Below are 18,333 nucleotides of genomic sequence, written 5' to 3' on the forward strand. Positions count from 1 at the left end.
CGACTCGCGGGCCGCCGACCCGGCGCGACCCACCCCGGAACCCTTTTGCACGAACACGGGTCACGTTCCTGTAATGAGCGATCTCGAAGCGGAGTACCGTCTCGACTACTTCGAGGAGGAAGGGTTCGTCCGGAAGGAGTGCACCTCCTGCGGCGCGCACTTCTGGACCCGAGACGGCGACCGCGAACTCTGCGGGGAGCCGCCCTGCGAGGACTACAGCTTCATCGACGACCCCGGCTTCCCGGAGCCGCGGTCGCTGTCCGAGATGCGGGAGGCGTTCCTCTCCTTCTTCGAGGAACACGGCCACGAGCGGATCGACCCGTACCCGGTCGCAGCGAACCGCTGGCGCGACGACGTCCTCCTGACGCAGGCGTCGATCTACGACTTCCAGCCGCTCGTCACCTCGGGGCAGACCCCGCCGCCGGCGAACCCCCTCACCATCTCGCAGCCGTGCATCCGGATGCAGGACATCGACAACGTCGGCAAGACCGGCCGGCACACGATGGCGTTCGAGATGATGGCCCACCACGCGTTCAACACGCGCGAGGAGGTCGACGAGGGCGAGTACGCCTACCACGGCGAGGTGTACTGGAAGGACGAGACGGTCGCGTACTGCGACGAGCTGTTCGAGAGCCTCGGCGCCGATCTGGACGAGATCACCTATATCGAGGACCCGTGGGTCGGCGGCGGCAACGCCGGGCCGGCGATCGAGGTCATCTACAAGGGCGCCGAGCTGGCGACGCTCGTCTTCATGTGCATGGAGCGGGACCCGGACGGCGACTACGAAATGAAGGACGGGAACACGTACTCGTTCATGGACACGTACATCGTCGACACCGGGTACGGGCTCGAGCGGTGGACGTGGATGAGCCAGGGGACGGCGACCGTGTACGAGGCCGTCTACCCCGACGCGATCGACTTCCTGAAGGAGAACGCGGGGATCGAGCACACGGAGGAAGAGCAGGCGCTCGTCCACCGCGCCGCGAAGCTCTCCGGTCGGCTCGACATCGACGACGTCGACGACGTGGAAGACGCGCGCGGCGAGATCGCCGACCGGCTCGACGTCGACGTCGACCGGCTCCGCGAGCTCGTCGAGCCCCTCGAATCCATCTACGCGATCGCCGACCACTCGCGGACGCTCGCGTACATGTTCGGCGACGGGATCGTCCCCTCGAACGTCGGCACGGGCTACCTCGCCCGGATGGTGCTCCGGCGGACGAAGCGGCTCGTCGACGAGGTCGACGTCGACGCCCCGCTCGACGAGCTCGTCGACATGCAGGCCGAGCGCCTCGGCTACGAGAACCGCGACACGATCCGCGAGATCGTCCGCACCGAGGAGCGGAAGTACCGCGAGACGCTCGAACGCGGCTCCCGCAAGGTGGAGTCGCTCGCCGACGAGTACGCCGGCACCGGCGAACCGATCCCGACCGAGACGCTCCTCGAGCTGTACGACTCCCACGGGATCCAGCCGGACATGGTCGCCGACATCGCGGCCGAGCGGGGCGCGACGGTCGACGTGCCGGACGACTTCTACGGGCTCGTCGCCGACCGCCACGAGGAGGCGGACGCCGACGAGGCGGAAGACGCGGCCGACGAGCGGCTCGGCGACCTCCCGGAGACGGAGAAGCTGTTCTACGACGACCAGGGCCGAACCGAGTTCGAGGCCGTCGTCCTCGACGTCTTCGAGCGCGAGGACGGCTACGACGTCGTCTTGGACCAGACGATGTTCTACCCCGAGGGCGGCGGCCAGCCCGCCGATCGCGGGCAGCTCACCGCCGGCGAGACGACGGTCGACGTCGTCGACGTGCAGGAGGAAGGTGGCGTCGTGCTCCATCGAACCGACGCCGACCCCGGCAAGGGGGAGTTCGTCAAGGGCCAGGTAGACGGCGACCGCCGCGACCGACTCCGCGCGCACCACACGGCGACGCACCTGATCGGCCACGCCGCCCGCGAGGTGCTCGGCGAACACGTCCGGCAGGCCGGCGCGCAGAAGGGGATCGACTCCTCGCGGCTCGACGTCCGCCACTACGAGCGGATCACCCGCGAGGACGTCAAGCGGATCGAGCGCGTCGCCAACGAGCTCGTCCGCGACGACGTGCCCGTGCGCCAGGAGTGGCCCGACCGCAACGAGGCCGAGGCCGAACACGGCTTCGACCTCTATCAGGGGGGTGTCCCGCCGGGAACGAACGTCCGGCTGATCCACGTCGGCGACGCCGACGTGCAGGCGTGCGCGGGCACTCACGTCGACCGGACGGGCGAGATCGGCGCCGTCAAAGTGCTGAAGACGGAACCCGTCCAGGACGGCGTCGAGCGGATCGTATTCGCCGCGGGCGGCGCGGCGATCGAGGCGACCCAGCGCACGGAGGACGCGCTGTACGACGCCGCGAGCGTGCTCGACGTCGACCCGCTCGACATCCCCGAGACGGCCGAGCGGTTCTTCGAGGAGTGGAAGGCGCGCGGCAAGGAGATCGAGTCGCTGAAAGAGGAGCTCGCCGCCGCGCGGGCCTCCGGCGGCGCCGACGCCGAGGAGGTCGACGTGGGCGGTGCCGCGGCCGTGATCCAGCGGCTCGACGGCGACGCCGACGAACTGCGCGCGACCGCGAACGCGCACGTCGACGACGGGAAGGTCGCGGTCGTCGGGAGCGGGGCGGACGGCTCCGCGAGCTTCGTCGTCGGCGTCCCCGACGGCGTCGACGTCAACGCCGGACAGGTCGTCGCCGACCTCGCCGGCCGCGTGGGCGGCGGCGGCGGCGGACCCCCGGACTTCGCGCAGGGCGGGGGCCCCGACGTCGACGCCCTCGACGACGCGCTCGCGGCGGCGCCGGACGTGCTTCGGAGCCTCCAAGAGGCCTAACCCACCCGCGAGTTCACCATGCCACACGCGAACAACGGCGGCGTCTCGGTCCGCTACGAGGTCGACGCGCCGGACGCGGGCGATCCCGACGAGGCGGTCGTGTTCTGCGGCGACGTCGGGCTCGGCGCCTGGCAGTTCGGCTGGCAGCACGCCGCGCTGGCGGGGCCGCACACGGTGATAACGCCCGAGACGCGCGGGGTCGGCCGGTCCGACGCGCCGCCCGGCCCGTACGCGGTCGAAGGCCTCGCCGCCGACGTCGACGCGGTATGCGCCGCGGAGGGGATCCGGAACGCCCACCTCGTCGGATACGGCCTCGGCGGGATGGTCGCGCTCACGGCCGCGCTCGCCTCCTCGCGCCCGGCGAGCCTGACGGTCGTCGGCACGCCGCCCGCGGGCGACGCTTACAATCCCGACGGCGTGTGGGCCGATCCCACCGACCCGGCGGCGGTGGAGGGATCCCTCCACGGCCTGCTCTCCGTCGACTTCCGCGAGGCGCACCCCGACGCGCTCCCGCGGATCGCCGAGTGGCGGCTCGCCGAGGACGCCGACCGCGAGACGTTCGAGGCGCACCGCGCGGCCGTCGAATCGTTCGACGTCGCCGACCGGCTCTACGAGGTCACGACGCCGACGCTCGTCGTCCACGGGACCGACGACGCCGTCTGTCCGGTGTCGGCGGCGAAGACGCTCGCGGAGGGGCTCCCCCGCGGCGAGCTCCACGTGGTCGAGGGCGCGCGGCACTTCGTCGGCGTCGAGGCGTCGGCCGCGGTCAACGACGCGCTGGCCGGGTGGCTCGCGGAGCACGGCGCCGACCCGCTCTCCGGGTGACCCGTTCGGTCCCCTCGGATCGACCCCTCCCGGACGCCGGTAGCGCTTCCCGCCGCCGCAACCGTTTTGCGTCCGTCCCGCCTCGGTGCGGGCAATGACACGGCTTCGGTTCGCCCTGCTGAACGCGGCCCACGACGGCGCCGACACCCGGCGGAACTTCCGACGGGAGCTCGACGCCGACCTCGTCGAGTTCGACGCGGTCGACGGACACCTTCCCGACCACACCGACTTCGACGGCGTGGTGGTCACCGGCTCGCGGTCGTCGGTCTACTGGGACGAGGCGTGGATCCCCGCGCTCGTGGACTACGTCGCGGACGCCGCGGAGGCCGGCGTCCCGGTGCTCGGCGTCTGTTACGGTCACCAGGTGCTCGCGGAGGCGCTCGGCGGGCGCGTGGCGGGGATGGACGGCTTCGAGATCGGGTACAACGCCGTGCGTCGGCGCGGCGACGACGAGCTGTTCGACGGGATCGACGAGGAGTTCACGGCGTTCACCACCCACGGCGACGCGGTGATCGACCTCCCGCCGAGCGCGACGCTGCTCGCCGAGAACGACCACGGCGTCCACGCCTTCCGCGACGGCCACTGCTGGGGCGTGCAGTTCCACCCGGAGTACGACGTCGACACCGCCCGCGAGGTCACCGAGGGGAAACGCGAGCGGCTCGGCGACGCCCGGGTCGACGCCGTTCTCGACGGCATCACCCCGTCGGCGCACGAGGCCGCCTGCGAGGTGAAGGGCCTGTTCGACAACTTCACCGAGTACGCCCGGCGGCTGCGATCGGAGCGCGAGTCGCGGGCGGCGGCCGACGACTGAGCGGTCGCGCCCCGGCGGCCGCGGCGCTGGTTCGGCCCTGCAAAGCGGGACGCCGCGCGGGTCGAACACGCTTATACCGCTCCCGCCCGGAACCACGGTATGAACGTAGTACCGGACACCAGTGCGGTCGTCGACGGCCGCGTGTCCGAACGCGTCGCGGACGGAACCTACGAGGGGGCGACGGTCCTCGTCCCCGAGGCCGTCGTCGGAGAGCTGGAGTCGCAGGCGAACGACGGGCTGGAGTCGGGGTGGGACGGCCTGAGCGAGCTCAAGCGCCTCGCCGACCTCGCCGACGAGGGGACGATCGAGCTCCGGTACGTCGGCGAGCGCGCCGACGGGGACGCCCGATCGCACGCCCACGAGGGCGACGTCGACGCCCTGATCCGCGACATCGCGGCCGACCACGACGCGACGCTTCTCTCGAGCGACATCGTCCAGGCGGAGGTCGCCCGCGCGAAGGGGATCGACGTCGAGTACGTCGAGCCGGTCGCCCGCGGCGTCGTCGACGAGCTTCCGATTCAGGAGTTCTTCACCGACGAGACGATGTCGGTCCACCTCAAGACGGGGACGAAGCCGAAGGCGAAGCGCGGTGCCCTCGGCGAGATGCGGTACGAGATCATCGACGAGGAGCCGACGAGCGAGGCGCAGATGGACGAGTGGGCGACCGCCATCGTCGACTTGGCCCGCCAGTCCAACGAGGGGTTCATCGAGCTCTCCGACGACGGCATGGACATCGTCCAGTTCAGGAACTACCGGATCGCGGTCGCGCGACCGCCGTTCGCGGACGGGATCGAGGTCACGGCGGTCCGCCCGATCGCGAAGACGACGCTCGACGACTACGAGTTCGCCGACGAGCTCCGCGAGCGGTTCAAAGAGCGGAAGCGCGGCGTCCTGATCTCCGGGTCGCCCGGCGCCGGGAAGTCGACGTTCGCGCAGGCGGTCGCGGAGTTCCTCAACGACAGCGACTACGCCGTGAAGACGATGGAGAAGCCGCGCGACCTCCAGGTCGGCCCGGAGATCACCCAGTACGGCGCCCTCGGCGGCGAGATGGAGAACACGGCCGACTCGCTCCTCTTAGTCCGCCCCGACTACACCATCTACGACGAGGTGCGGAAGACGAACGACTTCGAGGTGTTCTCCGACATGCGGATGGCAGGCGTCGGGATGGTCGGCGTCGTCCACGCCTCCCGCGCCATCGACGCGCTCCAGCGGCTCGTCGGCCGCGTCGAGCTGGGGATGATCCCCCAGATCGTCGACACCGTGGTGTACATCGAGGCCGGCGAGGTCCACACGGTCTACGACGTGACGACCGAGGTGAAGGTGCCCGCCGGACTCACCGCCGAGGACCTCGCCCGCCCGGTCATCCAGGTGTCGAACTTCGAGACCGGCCGTCCGGAGTACGAGATCTACACGTTCAACCGACAGGTCGTCACGGTCCCGCTGAACGACGAGGACGGCGAAGGCGAGAGCGAGACCGGCGTCGGTCGCATCGCCAAACAGGAGATCGAACGCGAGATCCGCTCGGTCGCGCACGGCCACGTCGACGTCGAGCTCAGGGGGAACGACGAGGCGGTCGTGTACGTCTCCGAGGGCGACATCGGCACCGTCATCGGCAAGGGGGGCGGCCGCATCAGCGACATCGAAAACCGGCTCGGCATCGAGATCGACGTCCGCACCCACGACGAGAAGCCGGAGGATTCGCGCGGCACCGGTGCCGGCAGCCGCGGCGCGGCCGGAGGGGGAGATGGCCGAGGCGGACAGGTCGGCGAGGAGCGCGGCACCGTCGTCCAGCCGGAGATCACGTCCCGGCACGTCGTCATCGACGTCGACGACGGCGTCGGCGAGACGGTGGAGGTGCGCGCGGACGGCGAGTACCTGTTCACCGCCACCGTGGGGCGCGGCGGCGAGGTGCAGGTGTCCCGCGGCTCGGCCATCGCCGAGGAGTTGGAGGACGCGATCGACCGCAAGCGAACCGTGACGGTCGTTCCGGCTCGCTGACGCGGCCGATACGCCGCGTCTCGCCCGCCGATATCGGCGTCGTTCGACTCCCCGATATTCGTCGATCGTCGAACTTCATCCCTCCTGAAAGATAACGCTTTTTTGGCGGTGGTCGGAACGTCACTGCATGTCAGACGAGTTAAAGCGCGGGCTCGAAGGCGTCCTCGTCGCGGAGTCGGAGCTGAGCCACGTCGACGGCGAGGTCGGCAAGCTCGTGTACCGTGGGTACGACATCGAGGACCTCGCTCGCGGCGCGAGCTACGAGGAGGTGCTGTACCTCCTCTGGCACGGTTCGCTGCCGACGCGCGAGGAGCTCGACGCGTTCGCCGCGAACCTGGCCGCGGAGCGGGCCGTCGACGACGACGTCCTCGAGACGGTCCGGACCCTCGCCGACGCCGGCGAGCGGCCGATGGCCGCCCTCCGGACGGCGACCTCCATGCTGTCGGCGTACGACCCCGACGCGGACACGGACGACGACGATGTCACGGAGACGGCCCGCCGGCAGGGCCGTCGGATCACGGCGAAGGTCCCCACCGTCCTCGCGGCCTTCGAACGCGCGCGTCAGGGCGAGGCGCCGCTCGCCCCGAACCCGGACCTCTCGTACGCCGGGAACTTCCTCTACATGCTCACCGGCACAGAGCCCGACGCCGTCAGCGAGGAGACGTTCGACATGGCCCTCACGCTCCACGCCGACCACGGGCTCAACGCTTCGACGTTCACGGCGATGGTGATCGGATCGACGCTGGCCGACGTCTACTCCGGCGTCACCGGGGGGATCGGCGCGCTCTCCGGCTCGCTCCACGGCGGCGCGAACCAAGACGTGATGGAAGTGCTCTACGAGATCGACGACTCCGCGAAGGACCCGGTCGCGTGGGTGAAAGACGCCCGCGAGAACGGCCGGCGCATCCCCGGCTTCGGCCACCGCGTGTACAAAGTGAAGGACCCGCGGGCGAAGATCCTCCAGGAGAAGCTGCGGGACCTCTCCGAGTCGTCAGGCGACACGAAGTGGCTCGACTACACCACCGCGATCGAGGAGTACCTCACCGACGAAGGACTGTTAGACAAAGGTATCGCGCCGAACGTCGACTTCTACTCCGGCTCCGTCTACGACTCGCTCGGTATCCCGGTCGACATGTACACGCCCATCTTCGCGATGAGCCGCGCCGGCGGTTGGATCGCCCACATGGTCGAGTACCAGGCCGACAACCGCCTCATCCGTCCGCGCGCCCGGTACACCGGCCCCGAGAGCGCCGAGATCGTTCCGATCGACGAGCGGTAGACGGAGCGGCAGCGGTCTCTCGCGACGCGGCCGACCTCTAAACCGAGCGACCTACGCGCCCCACCGCTCCCGGGCGAACTTCGTCAACAACGGGAGGTCGTCGAGGTGGAGCAGCTTCGCCATCGCGGCCTTGTTCCCCTGATTCGCCTGTTCAAGCGTGTTGTCGTCGGTCCGGCGGAGGTCCTCCATGAACCGGTCGTACCGCTCGTTCGGCGCGAGGTACAGCAGTCGGGTGAGCATCAGCCGGGCGCGCATCCGCGGGGCCACGTCCCGGTGCCAGAGCCGCTCGTAGACGGCGAGGCTCTCGGCGTCGAGGCGCCGCTCCGAGTCGGTGAGACACCGGTCGATGGTGGCGGCCGCGGCGCGGGCCGACTTCATCCCCTTGTGGATCCCCTCGCCCCACAGCGGGTCGATGGTGGGCACGGTGTCGCCGATCGCGAGGAACCGGTCGGTGTGCATCTCGTCGGGCATCTGGATGTGCGCGGAGCCGCGGTGGATCGTGTCGTCGATCTGTTCGGCGTCCGCGAACCGGGGATCGCGCTCGATCCAGTCGTTGAGGTAGCCGTCGACGGTTTTCCCCTCTTCGGCGAACTCGCGGTGGCGGTCGTTCTGGATGTAACAGATGCCGACCTTCGCGGTGTCCTCACCGGTCGCGAAGATCCACGAGTAGCCGCCGGGGGCGATGTCGTGGTCGAGCCGGAGCATCATCGCCCGCCGCAGGTCGGCGTACTCGGGGTGGTTCATCTCGACGCCCTCCATCTCGTACTCGATGCCGATCGCCTGGTTCTCCCGTTCGAGGTCGACCACGTCGAGCGCGCTCGCGATCGGCGCGGCCGGGCCGGTGGCATCGACCACCACCTCGGCGTACACCTCCTCGTCGCCGTCGTACCGAACGCCCTCGACGACCCCGTCGTCGTCGAGGATCGGGCGGGAGACGCGCGAGTCGAACCGGTACTCCGCGCCGTTCTCGCGGCCGTCCTCGACGAGGAAGCGCTTGAAGTCGGCGAACTCCAAGACCGCGCCGGGCTGGTAGCTCTCGTAGTAGCTGTTCGGCGACTCCAGGACCACGTCGTCGGTGTACGACATCACGACGTCGTCGGGGATCCCGAAGGCCGACATCATCGACGGGAAGGTCCCCGCGGTCGACTTGTTGCTCTGGCGGGGGAACTCGGCCTCCGGCTCCGTTTCGAGAACGACGACGTCGTAGTCGCGTGTCGCCAGGTCGCGGGCGCACTGCGCCCCCGCTGGTCCGGCGCCCGCGATAACGACGTCGTAGCGATCAACCATATACAATGTAATTCGGACCCACGTAATTAGGCTTGCTGAAACCGGTCACGAACAGGGCGTGAGCCGGCTCCGTCGCCGGAATTTGGCTCTCGGCCGAGGTCGGAATGTCGGGCGCTTCGGCGGTCGCCGGTCGTCAAAAAAATCGGTCGCGAAGACGGACGGCGGCGTCAGTAGAACTCGCGGACGAGGTCGGTCGCGCCCTCGGGCGCGCCGTCCGGGATGACCGACATGTCCTCGTCGACGCCGTGCTGCTCGTGGTACGGCACCGACTCTTCGTTCTGGTAGATGACGCCCTGGTGTTCCTTCTCGGAGTCGAGGATGACGTCTTTCGCGTCGCCGCGGTCGGTCGGGTCGTGGTCCGTCTCCTTCAGGTCGACCAGCGAGTCGCGGAAGTAGTCGTACGTGTCGACGTCGTTGAAAGTGACGCACGGCGAGTAGACGTTGACGAAGCCGAACCCGTCGTGCTCGACCGCCTTCTGGATGATCTCCTGGTGGCGGAGCGCGTCGGAGGAGAACGACTGCGCGATGAACGTCGCGCCCGACGCCAGCGCCAGCGCGTGCGGGTTGACCGGGGGCTGCTTCGGCCCGTCGGGGGTCGTTGACGTCTCGAAGTCCTCGCGCGAGGTGGGCGACGCCTGCCCCTTCGTCAGCCCGTAGATGCGGTTGTCCATCACGACGTACGTCATGTCGACGTTGCGCCGGACGGCGTGGACGAAGTGGCCCGCGCCGATGGAGTAGCCGTCGCCGTCGCCGCCGGCGACCATCACTTCGATGTCGGGGCGGGCCATCTTGACGCCGGTCCCGACCGGAAGCGCGCGTCCGTGAACGCCGTGGAGCGCGTAGCTGTGCATGTACGTGCCGATCTTGCCGGAACAGCCGATGCCGGCGACGACGAAGGTGTTGTCGGGGTCGTTGCCCGTCTCCGCGAGGGCCTTCATCATCCCGTTCATGGTGCCGAAGTCGCCGCATCCCGGGCACCACGTCGGCTGCTTGTCGGACTTGAAATCGGTGAATCGAATGTCTGAGCTCATTGGTTACGCCTCCGCCCCCTCCGCGAGGGTCGCTTTGATCTCCGCTGCGAGTTCGTCGGCCTTGAATCGCACGCCGTTGTACTTGTTCACGCGGTCGACGCGCGCGAGTACGTCGTGCTCGACCAGGTCCGCGAACTGCCCCTGTTCGTTGCACTCGACGACGACGACGTTCTCCGCGGCCTCGACGTCGTCGGTGAGGTCCGGCCGCGGGAAGACGTACGGCACCGAGAGCACCCGCACGTCGAGCCCCTCGTCGTCGAGCATCTCGACCGCCTCGGCGAGCGCGCCCTCGTTCGACCCCCACGTGATCACGAGCGTGTCGGCGTCCGGGTCGCCGAACTCGCGCGGGCTCCAGTCCTCGCGCTCGCGGGCCGTCTCGACTTTCTGGTTGCGCTTGTCGACCTGTGCGACGCGCATCTCGGTGTCCTCGGTCCGGCGGCCCTGCTCGTCGTGTTCGAGCCCGGTGGACATGTGCGCGCCGTCGGCGGTGCCGGGGAACGCCCGCGGCGACACCCCGTCGTCGGTGATCTCGTGGGGCTGGAAGCCGCCGGAGTCGCTCATGTGGTCGTCGATGTCGGCCTCGTCGACGACGAAGCCGCGGTCGACCTCGACCGCGTCCATGTCGAACGTGTCCGGGGAGAACGTCTGCTCGGTGACCGCCATCGAGAGGTCGGCGGTGAGGTAGACGGGGAGCTGGTACTTCTCGGCGAGGTTGAACGCCTCGACCGTCTTCCAGAAGCACTCGTCGATGGTCGTCGGCGCGAGCACGAACCGCGGCACCTCGCCGTGGCCGCCGTACAGCATCTGGTTCAAGTCGCCCTGCTCCTGTTTCGTCGGCATCCCGGTCGAGGGGCCGGAGCGCATCACGTTACAGATGACGAGCGGCGTCTCCGAGGTGGCGATGAGCCCGAACGTCTCCGTCATCAGGTCGATCCCGGGCCCGGAGGTCGCGGTCATCGACCGCGCGCCCCCGCGGGCCGCGCCGAGCGCCATGTTGATCGCGGAGAGCTCGTCTTCGGCCTGCACGACGTGGCCGCCGTAGCGCTCGATCCGGCCGGTGAGGTACGTCATCACGTCGGTCGCGGGCGTGATCGGGTAGCCGGCGTAGAAGCGGCAGCCGGCGGCGATGGCGCCCATGCCGATGGCCTCGTCGCCGTTGAGGAGGACGTAGTCCTCGTCGGTGGTCTCTAAGTCGTAGTCGAACTCGTGGTCGTACTCCTCGCCGACGTACGACCGCCCCGCGCGGGCGGCCTCCTTGTTGTTGTCGACGAGCTTCTGGCCCTTGTCCGCGAATCGCTTCTCCAGGGCGGAGTCGAGGTTCTCGATGGGGAACTCGGCGACCTCGCAGGCCGCGCCGAGCGCGACGACGTTCCGCATGATCGCCCCGCCGGCCTCCTCGGCGAGCCGCTTGAGCGGGACGTCGATCCCGGTCATCTCCCCGGGGATCTCGACGTCCTGCATCGTGGTCCGCTCGCCGTCGTAGATGATCACCGACCCCTCGTGGAGCTCGTCGAGGTTCTCCTCGATGGTCCGGGGGGTCAACGCGATGAGCACGTCGAGCCGGTCAACGACGCTCTGTACCTTGTCGACGGAGGTTCGCACCTTATAGGCGGTGTAACCGCCACGGATCCGCGAGGCGAAGTCCTTCGACGTGAACACGTGTCGACCCGCCCGGGAGAGCGCTTGCGCGAAGATCTTCCCGGTCGAGTCGATGCCGTCGCCGGCCTCCCCGCCGACGGCCCAGTTGAAGTCCGCAGCCATGCTATGTCGCAGTTTTCGCCGGACTCATCAAAAGACTTCTGGAAGGAGCTACCAGCGGCTTTTCAAACATTCGTCCATATTTAATCGTATATATGGATATACAACAAAAAATTCCTATCTAAAACCGTCTCAGGTGGACGATCGTTTTCCATTTTTCCTCACGATCGACCCTCTGCGTCGCAGTCGGTTTTCGACGTTCGTCGAATCCCGAGCGCCCGTCACCGGCCGGTCGTCTCAGACGCGGGCAACACCGACGCGGACGGGAACACGTTTGTGTCCGCCGACCGGATCCGTCGTATGGACACGACAGCGACGGTCAGCGCGGTCGAGGCGGTCGGCCGCGACACGTACGCCCTCCGGTTCGACGCGCCGGACGGGTTCGCCGCCGAACCCGGTCAGTTCGTCAGGCTCGGCACCGAGATCGACGGCGAGTCGGTCGCCCGCTTCTACACCCTCTCGTCGCCCACGGTCGGGGACAGCTTCGAGGTCACGGTCGGCATCGATCCCGAGGAGGGCGGCGAGTTCTCCGCGTTCCTCGCCGACGCGGAGGCGGGCACGGAGATGACGCTCTCGGGCCCGTTCGGCGACCAGCACTACGACGGCGAGCCGCGAGCGGTCGTGATCGCGGGCGGCCCGGGCGTCGGCCCGGCGGTCGCCATCGCGGAGCGCGCGCTCGACGACGGCGCGGAGGCCGCGGTCGTCTACCGCGACGACGGCGTGTCGCACGCGGACCGCTTGGACCGGCTGAAGGAGCGCGGCGCCGCGATCCACCTCCTCGACGCCGACGAGGAACTCGACGACGCGGTCGCCGAGGCGCTGACGGGCGTCGACGGCGAGACCGTCTTCGTGTACGGCTTCGCCGATTTGGTGGCCGACGCCGAGGCCGCAATCGACGCCGCCGGCGGCGACGCGGACGCCGCGAAGGTCGAGAACTTCGGCTAGACGCGGTTCGGTACGTTTCGGTTGAACGTTACTGAATCGCTGGTCGGGGATCGACGGAGAACACCGCCAAAGCCCCAGGCGCGAGGCGGGCGCACGCTCGCTGCGCTCCTCAGTCGTTCGCTGCGCTCACTCCTTACGGTGCTTGCGTCGCCTCCGCCCGCCTCGCGCCTGCCCCTTTGAATCCCACCCGTCCGCACCGTCCCACACCTCAACCTCCCCAGCCTCGTCAGTCGCCCTCCGCGTCGCTCCGGGCGACTGACTCCCTCGCGCGTGCTGCTCGGCCGCCAGGCGGCCTCGCAGGCACGCGCCGACCGCGATCCGCCGCGGATCAGTCTCCGAAGTAGTCCGCCAGCCGCTCCGCGGCCTCCACGGCGCGGGGGGTGACGAGGGCGAACCGGATCCACTCGTCGCGCGCGCTGCCGAACGCCTCGCCGGGCATCCCGGCGACGCCGGCCTCGTCGACTAACCGCTTCACGTTCGCCATCGTCCCGGGGAAGCCCTCGAAGCGCGCCAGCACGTAGAAGGCGCCCTCGGGGCGGCTGTACTCCGCGCCGGCCGCGTCGAGCGCGTCGGTGAACGCGTCCGCCCGGTCCGCCAGCAGCTCGCGGGCCTCCGCGTAGTACTCGGGCGGCGTCTCCGCGAGCGCGTGGTGGACCGCGCACTGCGACGGCCGGGGGCCCGCGACGTTCACGAGCATGTGCCGCGTCTTCGCGTCGCCGACGTGGCCCGCCGGGAGTATCCCGTACCCCACTCTGAAGCCCGTGATCGCCATCGACTTCGAGAAGCCGCTGGTGACGATCACGCGGTCGGAGTCCAGCGTCAGCGCCGACTCGAAGCGGCCGGTCTGGTCGAAGTGGTCGTACACCTCGTCGACGAGGACGAGGGCGTCTACCGCGTGCGCGATCTCGACGACCTCGCGAACCGCGTCGAGGTCGTACACGGCTCCCGTGGGGTTGTTCGGCGTGTTCAAAACGATCAGCGCGGTGTCCGCGCTCGCGGCCTCGCGGATCGCCGCGACGTCGAGGCCGCCGTCGCGCTCGGTCGGGACGAGCGCCGCCTCGCCGCCGAGCATGTCCACCTTCCCGGGGTAATACGGGTAGACCGGATCGAGGAGGACGGCCTCGTCGCCGGCGTCCCGATCGAACGCGCGCGCCATCGCGAGATAGTTCGCCTCGCCGGTCCCGTTCGTGACGACGACGCGGTCGACGTCGACGCTCCGCCGCTCGGCGATCGCCTCCCGGAGCTCCAGCAGGCCCTCGCTCGGCGGGTACTGGAAGGCGTCCGGGGGGAGGTCGGCGTACTCGCGGAGCGCCTCCCGCAGCGCGGCGGGCGGCTCCCAGTCGGGGTTGCCGCTCACCATGTCGATGACGTCGCGGTCGGCCGCGGCCGCGTACTGCATCACGTGGAAGAACTTCGGCTCCTCGTACTCCATACCGACCGCTGGGCGGCGTCCGCCGTGGCTCTTTCGACCGGCGGCGCGCCCGAGTCAAACGGACGGCGCGCTCGCGCGACCGGCTGGACCGCCCTCCGCCGGTCGCCCGAATCCGGAGGTTTCACTTACGGCCCCAGCCACCCGGTGGTATGAACAAACGCGGCCACGTCCTCAACGCCTTGCTGCTCGCGCTCGGGCTCGGCTTCGTCATCGAGCCCGGGCTCGACATGGCCACGGCGCGGACCACCGCCCAGATCACCGTGCCGATCGTGCTGGGGGCGCTGTTCCCCGACGTCGACACCGCGTTCGGTCGCCACCGGAAGACCCTCCACAGCCTCCCGGTGCTCGCCGTCTTCGTCGCGTACCCGATCGTCTTCGGGAACCTCCAGTACGTCTGGATCGGCGTGTTGACCCACTACCTCCTCGACGTCGTCGGGAGCCGCCGGGGGATCGCGCTGTTCCACCCGCTGTCGGACACGGAGTACGGCCTCCCCTCCGGCGTGACGACGAGCAGCAAGTACGCCGACCTCGTCACCGTCGTCATCACGGCGCTGGAGTTGGCGGCGTTCTGGGCGCTCCATACCTACGTCGTGACGCTCGACCTCGATCTCTCGGCGGCCGCCTCGGAGGCGGCGGCGGGGCTCGGCGTCTGAGGCGTCTCACTTCTCTGCGATCGCGGAACGGCGGCCGCGTCACTTCGGTCGGTAGTCCGAGAGCGTCCCGGAGTAGACGCTCACGTCGTTGAACCGACCCTCGTACACGACGTTCGTCGGCAGGGTCGGCTCGTCGCCGGAGAGGAACAGCCGGTCGAGCTTCTCCCAGGTGTTCTCGTAGCCGAGGTGCGCGAACTCGAGGAGCCCGCGGAGCTGGTGGCGGACCCCGCCGCGGTGGACCACTGTCCGGGGACGCTCTTGTCGGAAGGCGTCGACGACCGCGTCGGCGTCGTCGAAGTCGCCCTCGAATTCGGTCCACGCCTCGCCGACGGTGCCGGGGAGGTGCGCGTACGAGGAGCCGAACCCGGGCTGATCGGTCACCTCCGCGATCCGTCGCGTCCGGCCGTTCTGGTGCGGGAGGAGCTTGGTGTTGTACGTCTCCACCGCTGCGAGCCGCTCGGCGTGCGCCGCGATCTCCGGGCGAGTCAGCGAGATGGTGGCGAAGCCGGGGTGGGGGACGAGCACGACGGCGTCCTGTCGCTCGAACTCGGCCATGGCCGCCTCGAAGGTGATGTAGTCGGGAACCGGCTCCTCCAGCCCGAGGACGAGGAGGTGCCGGCGGTTCCCCCAGTCGCCGGTGAACACCTCGCGAGCCGGGACGATCGTCAGGTCGTCGTCGGCGTACCGACCCGCGCGCTCTTGGACCGTCCGGAGCCGGGTGAAGTGTGGCGCGTACACGAGCGCGTCGATCCCCCGCTCCTTCGCGAGGGCCACGACGTCGTCGTCGAGCACCTTCACGTGGGCGTCGACGCGCGTTCTCGATCGGGTCACGAATGCACGATATGCGTCCCCGAGCAAAGGGGTATCGTTCGACGGCGAGCGGATCCGGTTCCGGCGCGGGGTACAGCGAGCGCGTCCGACGCCGACGCTCCCGGGCGGCGCCGACGACCCGTCGCCGCCGGGGGAAACGGTTAATCCCCCGCGGGAGCGACGGGAACACATGCCCCGCTGGACGTGCGGAATCGACGGCTGTGACGCCGCCTTCGACGACGTTGAGTCGGCCATCGTCCACCAGACCGACGGCCACCAGCGCCACGAGTGCAAGGTGTGCGGCACGATCGTCCCGGACGGCTACTTCGCGATCCGACACGCGTTCGACGAGCACACCCGCGCCGAGTTCGTCCGCGCCTACGACGCCGACTCCGCGGCCGTCCGTCGCCGCGAGGAGATCAAACGGGAGATCGAGCGCGAGGCCGACCTCCAGCGCGTCGTCGACGAGCTGGACCGCGGGGTCTGACCGCCGCGGGTCACTCCTTACAACACCCGCTTCCCGAACGCGCTCGCCGCCAGCTCCGTCGCGAGCTCGGCCGTCTCGTTGTGCTGGTCCAGCGTCGGGTTCACCTCGACGAGCTCCATCGACCGGAGGCTGCCGGCCTCGTCGACGATCTCCATCGCGCTGTGGGCCTCACGGTAGGTCACCCCGCCGCGGACCGGCGTCCCGACCCCGGGCGCCTCGTTGGGATCGAGCCAGTCGAGGTCGAGGCTGACGTGGACGCCGTCGACGCCGTCGCCCGCGGTCGCCATCGCCTCCTCGGTGACGTCGGTGATCCCGCGCTCGTCGATGTCGGACATCGTGTACGCCGCGAAGCCGTGCTCGCGGATGACCTCGACCTCCGACTCGTCGACGGAGCGGAGCCCGACGAGCGCGACGTTCTCCGGGGTGAGCCCGGGCGCGTTCGCCCACTCCGACCCCGCGAACTCGTCGAAGCCGAGCGCGGCCGCGAGCGGCATCCCGTGGACGTTGCCCGAGGGGGTCGTCGAGGGCGTGTTGAGATCGGCGTGAGCGTCGAACCACACGGCCCCGATGTCGGCGTCGCGCGCGGACCCCGCGAGCGACCCGATGGCGATCGAGTGGTCGCCGCCGAGCGCGAGCGGGACGGCGCCGTCGGCGAGCGTTCCGCCCACTTCGTCCGCGAGGCGCCGGCAGACGTCGGCCGTCTCCCCGAGGAACTTCGCTTTCCCCCCGCTCGGGGCGTCCGCGTCCGGGTCGCGCTCCTCCGCGCGCGGGACCGCGAGGTCGCCGGCGTCGACGGTCTCGACGCCCGCGCTCGCGAGTTGGTCGGCGAGCCCGCCGTACCGGATGGCCGACGGTCCCATGTCCACGCCGCGTCGGTTCGCCCCGTAGTCGGTCGGCGCGCCGATGATCCTGACGGTGGTCATACCAGTGGACGCGGCGTCCCGGCGCTTGAATGGCGGGGGTCCAGCCGGACCGACCGCCGGACGCGATCGCACACGGTTTTGTCGCCGCGTCCCGATCGTCGGGTATGAGCGGCACCGACGGCGGTTCCGGCGCTGTCGACGAGGGCGACGGCAGTTCCGCCGCCGCCGACGAGGACGACGCCGGAAGCGACGCCGCCGACGAGCCACCTCCCGAGTTCGACCCCGCCGACGTCAGCGGCAGCGACATCGAACCGATCGGCGGCATGATCGCCGTGGCCTTCACCGGGGCGGTGATCGGCCTCGTCGGCGCCGGGTTCGCCCTGTTCGTGAGCGACCTCGGACTGGCCCTGATCGGGGTCGGCGTCGTCGTCGCGCTCTCGAGCCCGCTCGCGTACGTCCGGCTGCGCAGACGGTACGGGTCGTAGCCGTCGACGTACGGATCGTAGCCGTCGACGGCGCGGATCGTAGCCGTCGACGGCGCGGATCGGCGGATCTCGCACGATCGTTTATAATGGGCTTCCATCGCATTTAAGCGGTGCCGCAATCTATTCGCGACCATGTCATCGATCGAGCTCACGTCGAGTCAGAAAAGCATCCTCACGGCCCTCATCAACCTGTACGGGGAACAGGAAGACGCCGTCAAGGGCGAGGCGATCGCCGAGGAAGTCGACCGCAACCCCGGCACGATCCGCAACCAGATGCAGAGCCTGAAAGCGCTCCAGCTGGTCGAGGGCGTCCCCGGTCCGAAGGGCGGCTACAAGCCAACCTCGAACGCGTACGAGGCGCTCGACATCCAGCGCATGGACGAGCCGGCCGACGTCCCGATCTTCCACGAGGGCGAGGAGGTAACGGGCGTCAACGTCGACGGGATCGACCTCTCCAGCGTTCACCACCCCGAGCTCTGCCGCGCCGAGATCCACGTCCAGGGCTCCGTCCGGAGCTTCCACGAGGGCGACTCAGTCACCGTCGGCCCCACGCCGCTCTCGAAGCTCGTCATCGACGGAACCGTCGACGGGAAAGACGACACCGCGAACATCCTCATCCTCCGCATCGACGACATGCGCGCCCCCGACGAGCCCGCCGAGCACTGACGACCGCCGAAATAAACGGTCTCGCCGGCGACACCTCTCTTCCGCTCTCACACTCGACCCGCCGACGGCCAGAGCGCCGCCGCTGTCGAAGTCGAAAGCCGGTGACCGCGAAAAGCCGCTTCGACCGGTGTCGTGACCGCCGAGCCTAC

Annotated in this window: 16 protein-coding genes; 10 read left to right on the forward strand and 6 right to left on the reverse strand. The window is 69.6% G+C overall.

Features of this window, described 5'->3' with window-relative positions:
* Positions 1-73 precede the first annotated feature (73 nt).
* The 5 genes from alaS to citZ all read left to right on the forward strand — a co-directional run bounded on the left by alaS (position 74) and on the right by citZ (position 7,767).
* Entirely contained in the window at positions 74-2,854 is a 2,781-nt protein-coding gene (gene alaS / locus DJ75_RS15920) for an alanine--tRNA ligase (protein ID WP_094525394.1), read from the forward strand.
* An 18-nt stretch (positions 2,855-2,872) separates the two neighbouring features.
* Complete coding sequence (locus DJ75_RS15925) at positions 2,873-3,679, forward strand: alpha/beta fold hydrolase (RefSeq protein ID WP_094525395.1); 807 nt, start codon at positions 2,873-2,875, stop codon at positions 3,677-3,679.
* A 94-nt stretch (positions 3,680-3,773) separates the two neighbouring features.
* Positions 3,774-4,490 (forward strand): type 1 glutamine amidotransferase, encoded by a 717-nt coding sequence (locus tag DJ75_RS15930; RefSeq protein WP_094525396.1) that lies wholly within the window; start codon positions 3,774-3,776, stop codon positions 4,488-4,490.
* 99 nt (positions 4,491-4,589) lie between these two features.
* Positions 4,590-6,488 carry a PINc/VapC family ATPase gene (locus DJ75_RS15935; protein ID WP_094525397.1) on the forward strand — a complete coding sequence of 633 codons (1,899 nt, stop codon included), beginning with the start codon at positions 4,590-4,592 and terminating at the stop codon, positions 6,486-6,488.
* Positions 6,489-6,615: 127 nt separating this feature from the next.
* Complete coding sequence (gene citZ / locus DJ75_RS15940) at positions 6,616-7,767, forward strand: citrate synthase (protein WP_094525398.1); 1,152 nt, start codon at positions 6,616-6,618, stop codon at positions 7,765-7,767.
* 51 nt (positions 7,768-7,818) lie between these two features.
* On the opposite strand, the gene DJ75_RS15945 is transcribed toward citZ, so the two are convergent.
* The 3 genes from DJ75_RS15945 to DJ75_RS15955 all read right to left on the reverse strand — a co-directional run bounded on the left by DJ75_RS15945 (position 7,819) and on the right by DJ75_RS15955 (position 11,846).
* A complete protein-coding gene (locus DJ75_RS15945) occupies positions 7,819-9,054 on the reverse strand; it encodes a digeranylgeranylglycerophospholipid reductase (RefSeq protein WP_094525399.1) in 1,236 nt (411 codons plus the stop codon).
* Between the two features lie 167 nt (positions 9,055-9,221).
* Complete coding sequence (locus DJ75_RS15950) at positions 9,222-10,085, reverse strand: 2-oxoacid:ferredoxin oxidoreductase subunit beta (protein WP_094525400.1); 864 nt, start codon at positions 10,083-10,085, stop codon at positions 9,222-9,224.
* A gap of 3 nt (positions 10,086-10,088) precedes the next feature.
* Positions 10,089-11,846: a 2-oxoacid:acceptor oxidoreductase subunit alpha gene (locus DJ75_RS15955; protein WP_094525401.1), complete on the reverse strand. Its 1,758-nt coding sequence runs from the start codon at positions 11,844-11,846 to the stop codon at positions 10,089-10,091.
* A 297-nt stretch (positions 11,847-12,143) separates the two neighbouring features.
* Between DJ75_RS15955 and DJ75_RS15960 the strand changes: the two genes are divergently transcribed.
* Positions 12,144-12,788 carry an FAD-dependent oxidoreductase gene (locus tag DJ75_RS15960; RefSeq protein WP_094525402.1) on the forward strand — a complete coding sequence of 215 codons (645 nt, stop codon included), beginning with the start codon at positions 12,144-12,146 and terminating at the stop codon, positions 12,786-12,788.
* Between the two features lie 328 nt (positions 12,789-13,116).
* On the opposite strand, the gene DJ75_RS15965 is transcribed toward DJ75_RS15960, so the two are convergent.
* On the reverse strand, positions 13,117-14,220 hold the full coding sequence (locus tag DJ75_RS15965) for a pyridoxal phosphate-dependent aminotransferase (protein ID WP_094525403.1): 1,104 nt from the start codon (positions 14,218-14,220) through the stop codon (positions 13,117-13,119).
* A gap of 149 nt (positions 14,221-14,369) precedes the next feature.
* Here DJ75_RS15965 and DJ75_RS15970 point away from each other — a divergent pair, with 149 nt between their 5' ends.
* Positions 14,370-14,873: a metal-dependent hydrolase gene (locus tag DJ75_RS15970; protein WP_094525404.1), complete on the forward strand. Its 504-nt coding sequence runs from the start codon at positions 14,370-14,372 to the stop codon at positions 14,871-14,873.
* Positions 14,874-14,912: 39 nt separating this feature from the next.
* Here DJ75_RS15970 and DJ75_RS15975 read toward each other — a convergent pair whose 3' ends face one another.
* Positions 14,913-15,704 (reverse strand): PHP-associated domain-containing protein, encoded by a 792-nt coding sequence (locus DJ75_RS15975; RefSeq protein ID WP_241881348.1) that lies wholly within the window; start codon positions 15,702-15,704, stop codon positions 14,913-14,915.
* A gap of 169 nt (positions 15,705-15,873) precedes the next feature.
* On the opposite strand from DJ75_RS15975, the gene DJ75_RS15980 reads away from it, so the two are divergent.
* The gene (locus tag DJ75_RS15980) at positions 15,874-16,170 is read left to right on the forward strand and encodes a hypothetical protein (protein ID WP_092561897.1); all 297 of its coding nucleotides are present in this window, start codon (positions 15,874-15,876) and stop codon (positions 16,168-16,170) included.
* Positions 16,171-16,187: 17 nt separating this feature from the next.
* Here the strand turns inward: DJ75_RS15980 and rocF are convergent, their stop codons facing one another.
* Positions 16,188-17,093, reverse strand: coding sequence for an arginase (gene rocF / locus DJ75_RS15985; protein WP_094525406.1), 906 nt, complete (start codon positions 17,091-17,093; stop codon positions 16,188-16,190).
* 104 nt (positions 17,094-17,197) lie between these two features.
* Here rocF and DJ75_RS15990 point away from each other — a divergent pair, with 104 nt between their 5' ends.
* Positions 17,198-17,518: a hypothetical protein gene (locus tag DJ75_RS15990; RefSeq protein WP_094525407.1), complete on the forward strand. Its 321-nt coding sequence runs from the start codon at positions 17,198-17,200 to the stop codon at positions 17,516-17,518.
* Between the two features lie 132 nt (positions 17,519-17,650).
* Positions 17,651-18,184: an Rrf2 family transcriptional regulator gene (locus DJ75_RS15995; RefSeq protein ID WP_094525408.1), complete on the forward strand. Its 534-nt coding sequence runs from the start codon at positions 17,651-17,653 to the stop codon at positions 18,182-18,184.
* The last annotated feature ends 149 nt before the right edge of the window (positions 18,185-18,333 follow it).

The organism is Halorubrum sp. Eb13, from assembly GCF_002252895.1.
Lineage (GTDB): Archaea > Halobacteriota > Halobacteria > Halobacteriales > Haloferacaceae > Halorubrum.

Bases quoted from the DNA above. Each gene is read 5' to 3' on its own strand.
- DJ75_RS15960 (WP_094525402.1), top strand. From the start codon at position 12,144: ATGGACACGACAGCGACGGTCAGCGCGGTCGAGGCGGTCGGCCGCGAC.
- DJ75_RS15955 (WP_094525401.1), bottom strand. From the start codon at position 11,846: ATGGCTGCGGACTTCAACTGGGCCGTCGGCGGGGAGGCCGGCGACGGC.
- DJ75_RS15945 (WP_094525399.1), bottom strand. From the start codon at position 9,054: ATGGTTGATCGCTACGACGTCGTTATCGCGGGCGCCGGACCAGCGGGG.
- citZ (WP_094525398.1), top strand. From the start codon at position 6,616: ATGTCAGACGAGTTAAAGCGCGGGCTCGAAGGCGTCCTCGTCGCGGAG.
- DJ75_RS15935 (WP_094525397.1), top strand. From the start codon at position 4,590: ATGAACGTAGTACCGGACACCAGTGCGGTCGTCGACGGCCGCGTGTCC.
- DJ75_RS15990 (WP_094525407.1), top strand. From the start codon at position 17,198: ATGAGCGGCACCGACGGCGGTTCCGGCGCTGTCGACGAGGGCGACGGC.
- rocF (WP_094525406.1), bottom strand. From the start codon at position 17,093: ATGACCACCGTCAGGATCATCGGCGCGCCGACCGACTACGGGGCGAAC.
- DJ75_RS15980 (WP_092561897.1), top strand. From the start codon at position 15,874: ATGCCCCGCTGGACGTGCGGAATCGACGGCTGTGACGCCGCCTTCGAC.
- alaS (WP_094525394.1), top strand. From the start codon at position 74: ATGAGCGATCTCGAAGCGGAGTACCGTCTCGACTACTTCGAGGAGGAA.
- DJ75_RS15950 (WP_094525400.1), bottom strand. From the start codon at position 10,085: ATGAGCTCAGACATTCGATTCACCGATTTCAAGTCCGACAAGCAGCCG.
- DJ75_RS15970 (WP_094525404.1), top strand. From the start codon at position 14,370: ATGAACAAACGCGGCCACGTCCTCAACGCCTTGCTGCTCGCGCTCGGG.
- DJ75_RS15995 (WP_094525408.1), top strand. From the start codon at position 17,651: ATGTCATCGATCGAGCTCACGTCGAGTCAGAAAAGCATCCTCACGGCC.
- DJ75_RS15965 (WP_094525403.1), bottom strand. From the start codon at position 14,220: ATGGAGTACGAGGAGCCGAAGTTCTTCCACGTGATGCAGTACGCGGCC.
- DJ75_RS15930 (WP_094525396.1), top strand. From the start codon at position 3,774: ATGACACGGCTTCGGTTCGCCCTGCTGAACGCGGCCCACGACGGCGCC.
- DJ75_RS15925 (WP_094525395.1), top strand. From the start codon at position 2,873: ATGCCACACGCGAACAACGGCGGCGTCTCGGTCCGCTACGAGGTCGAC.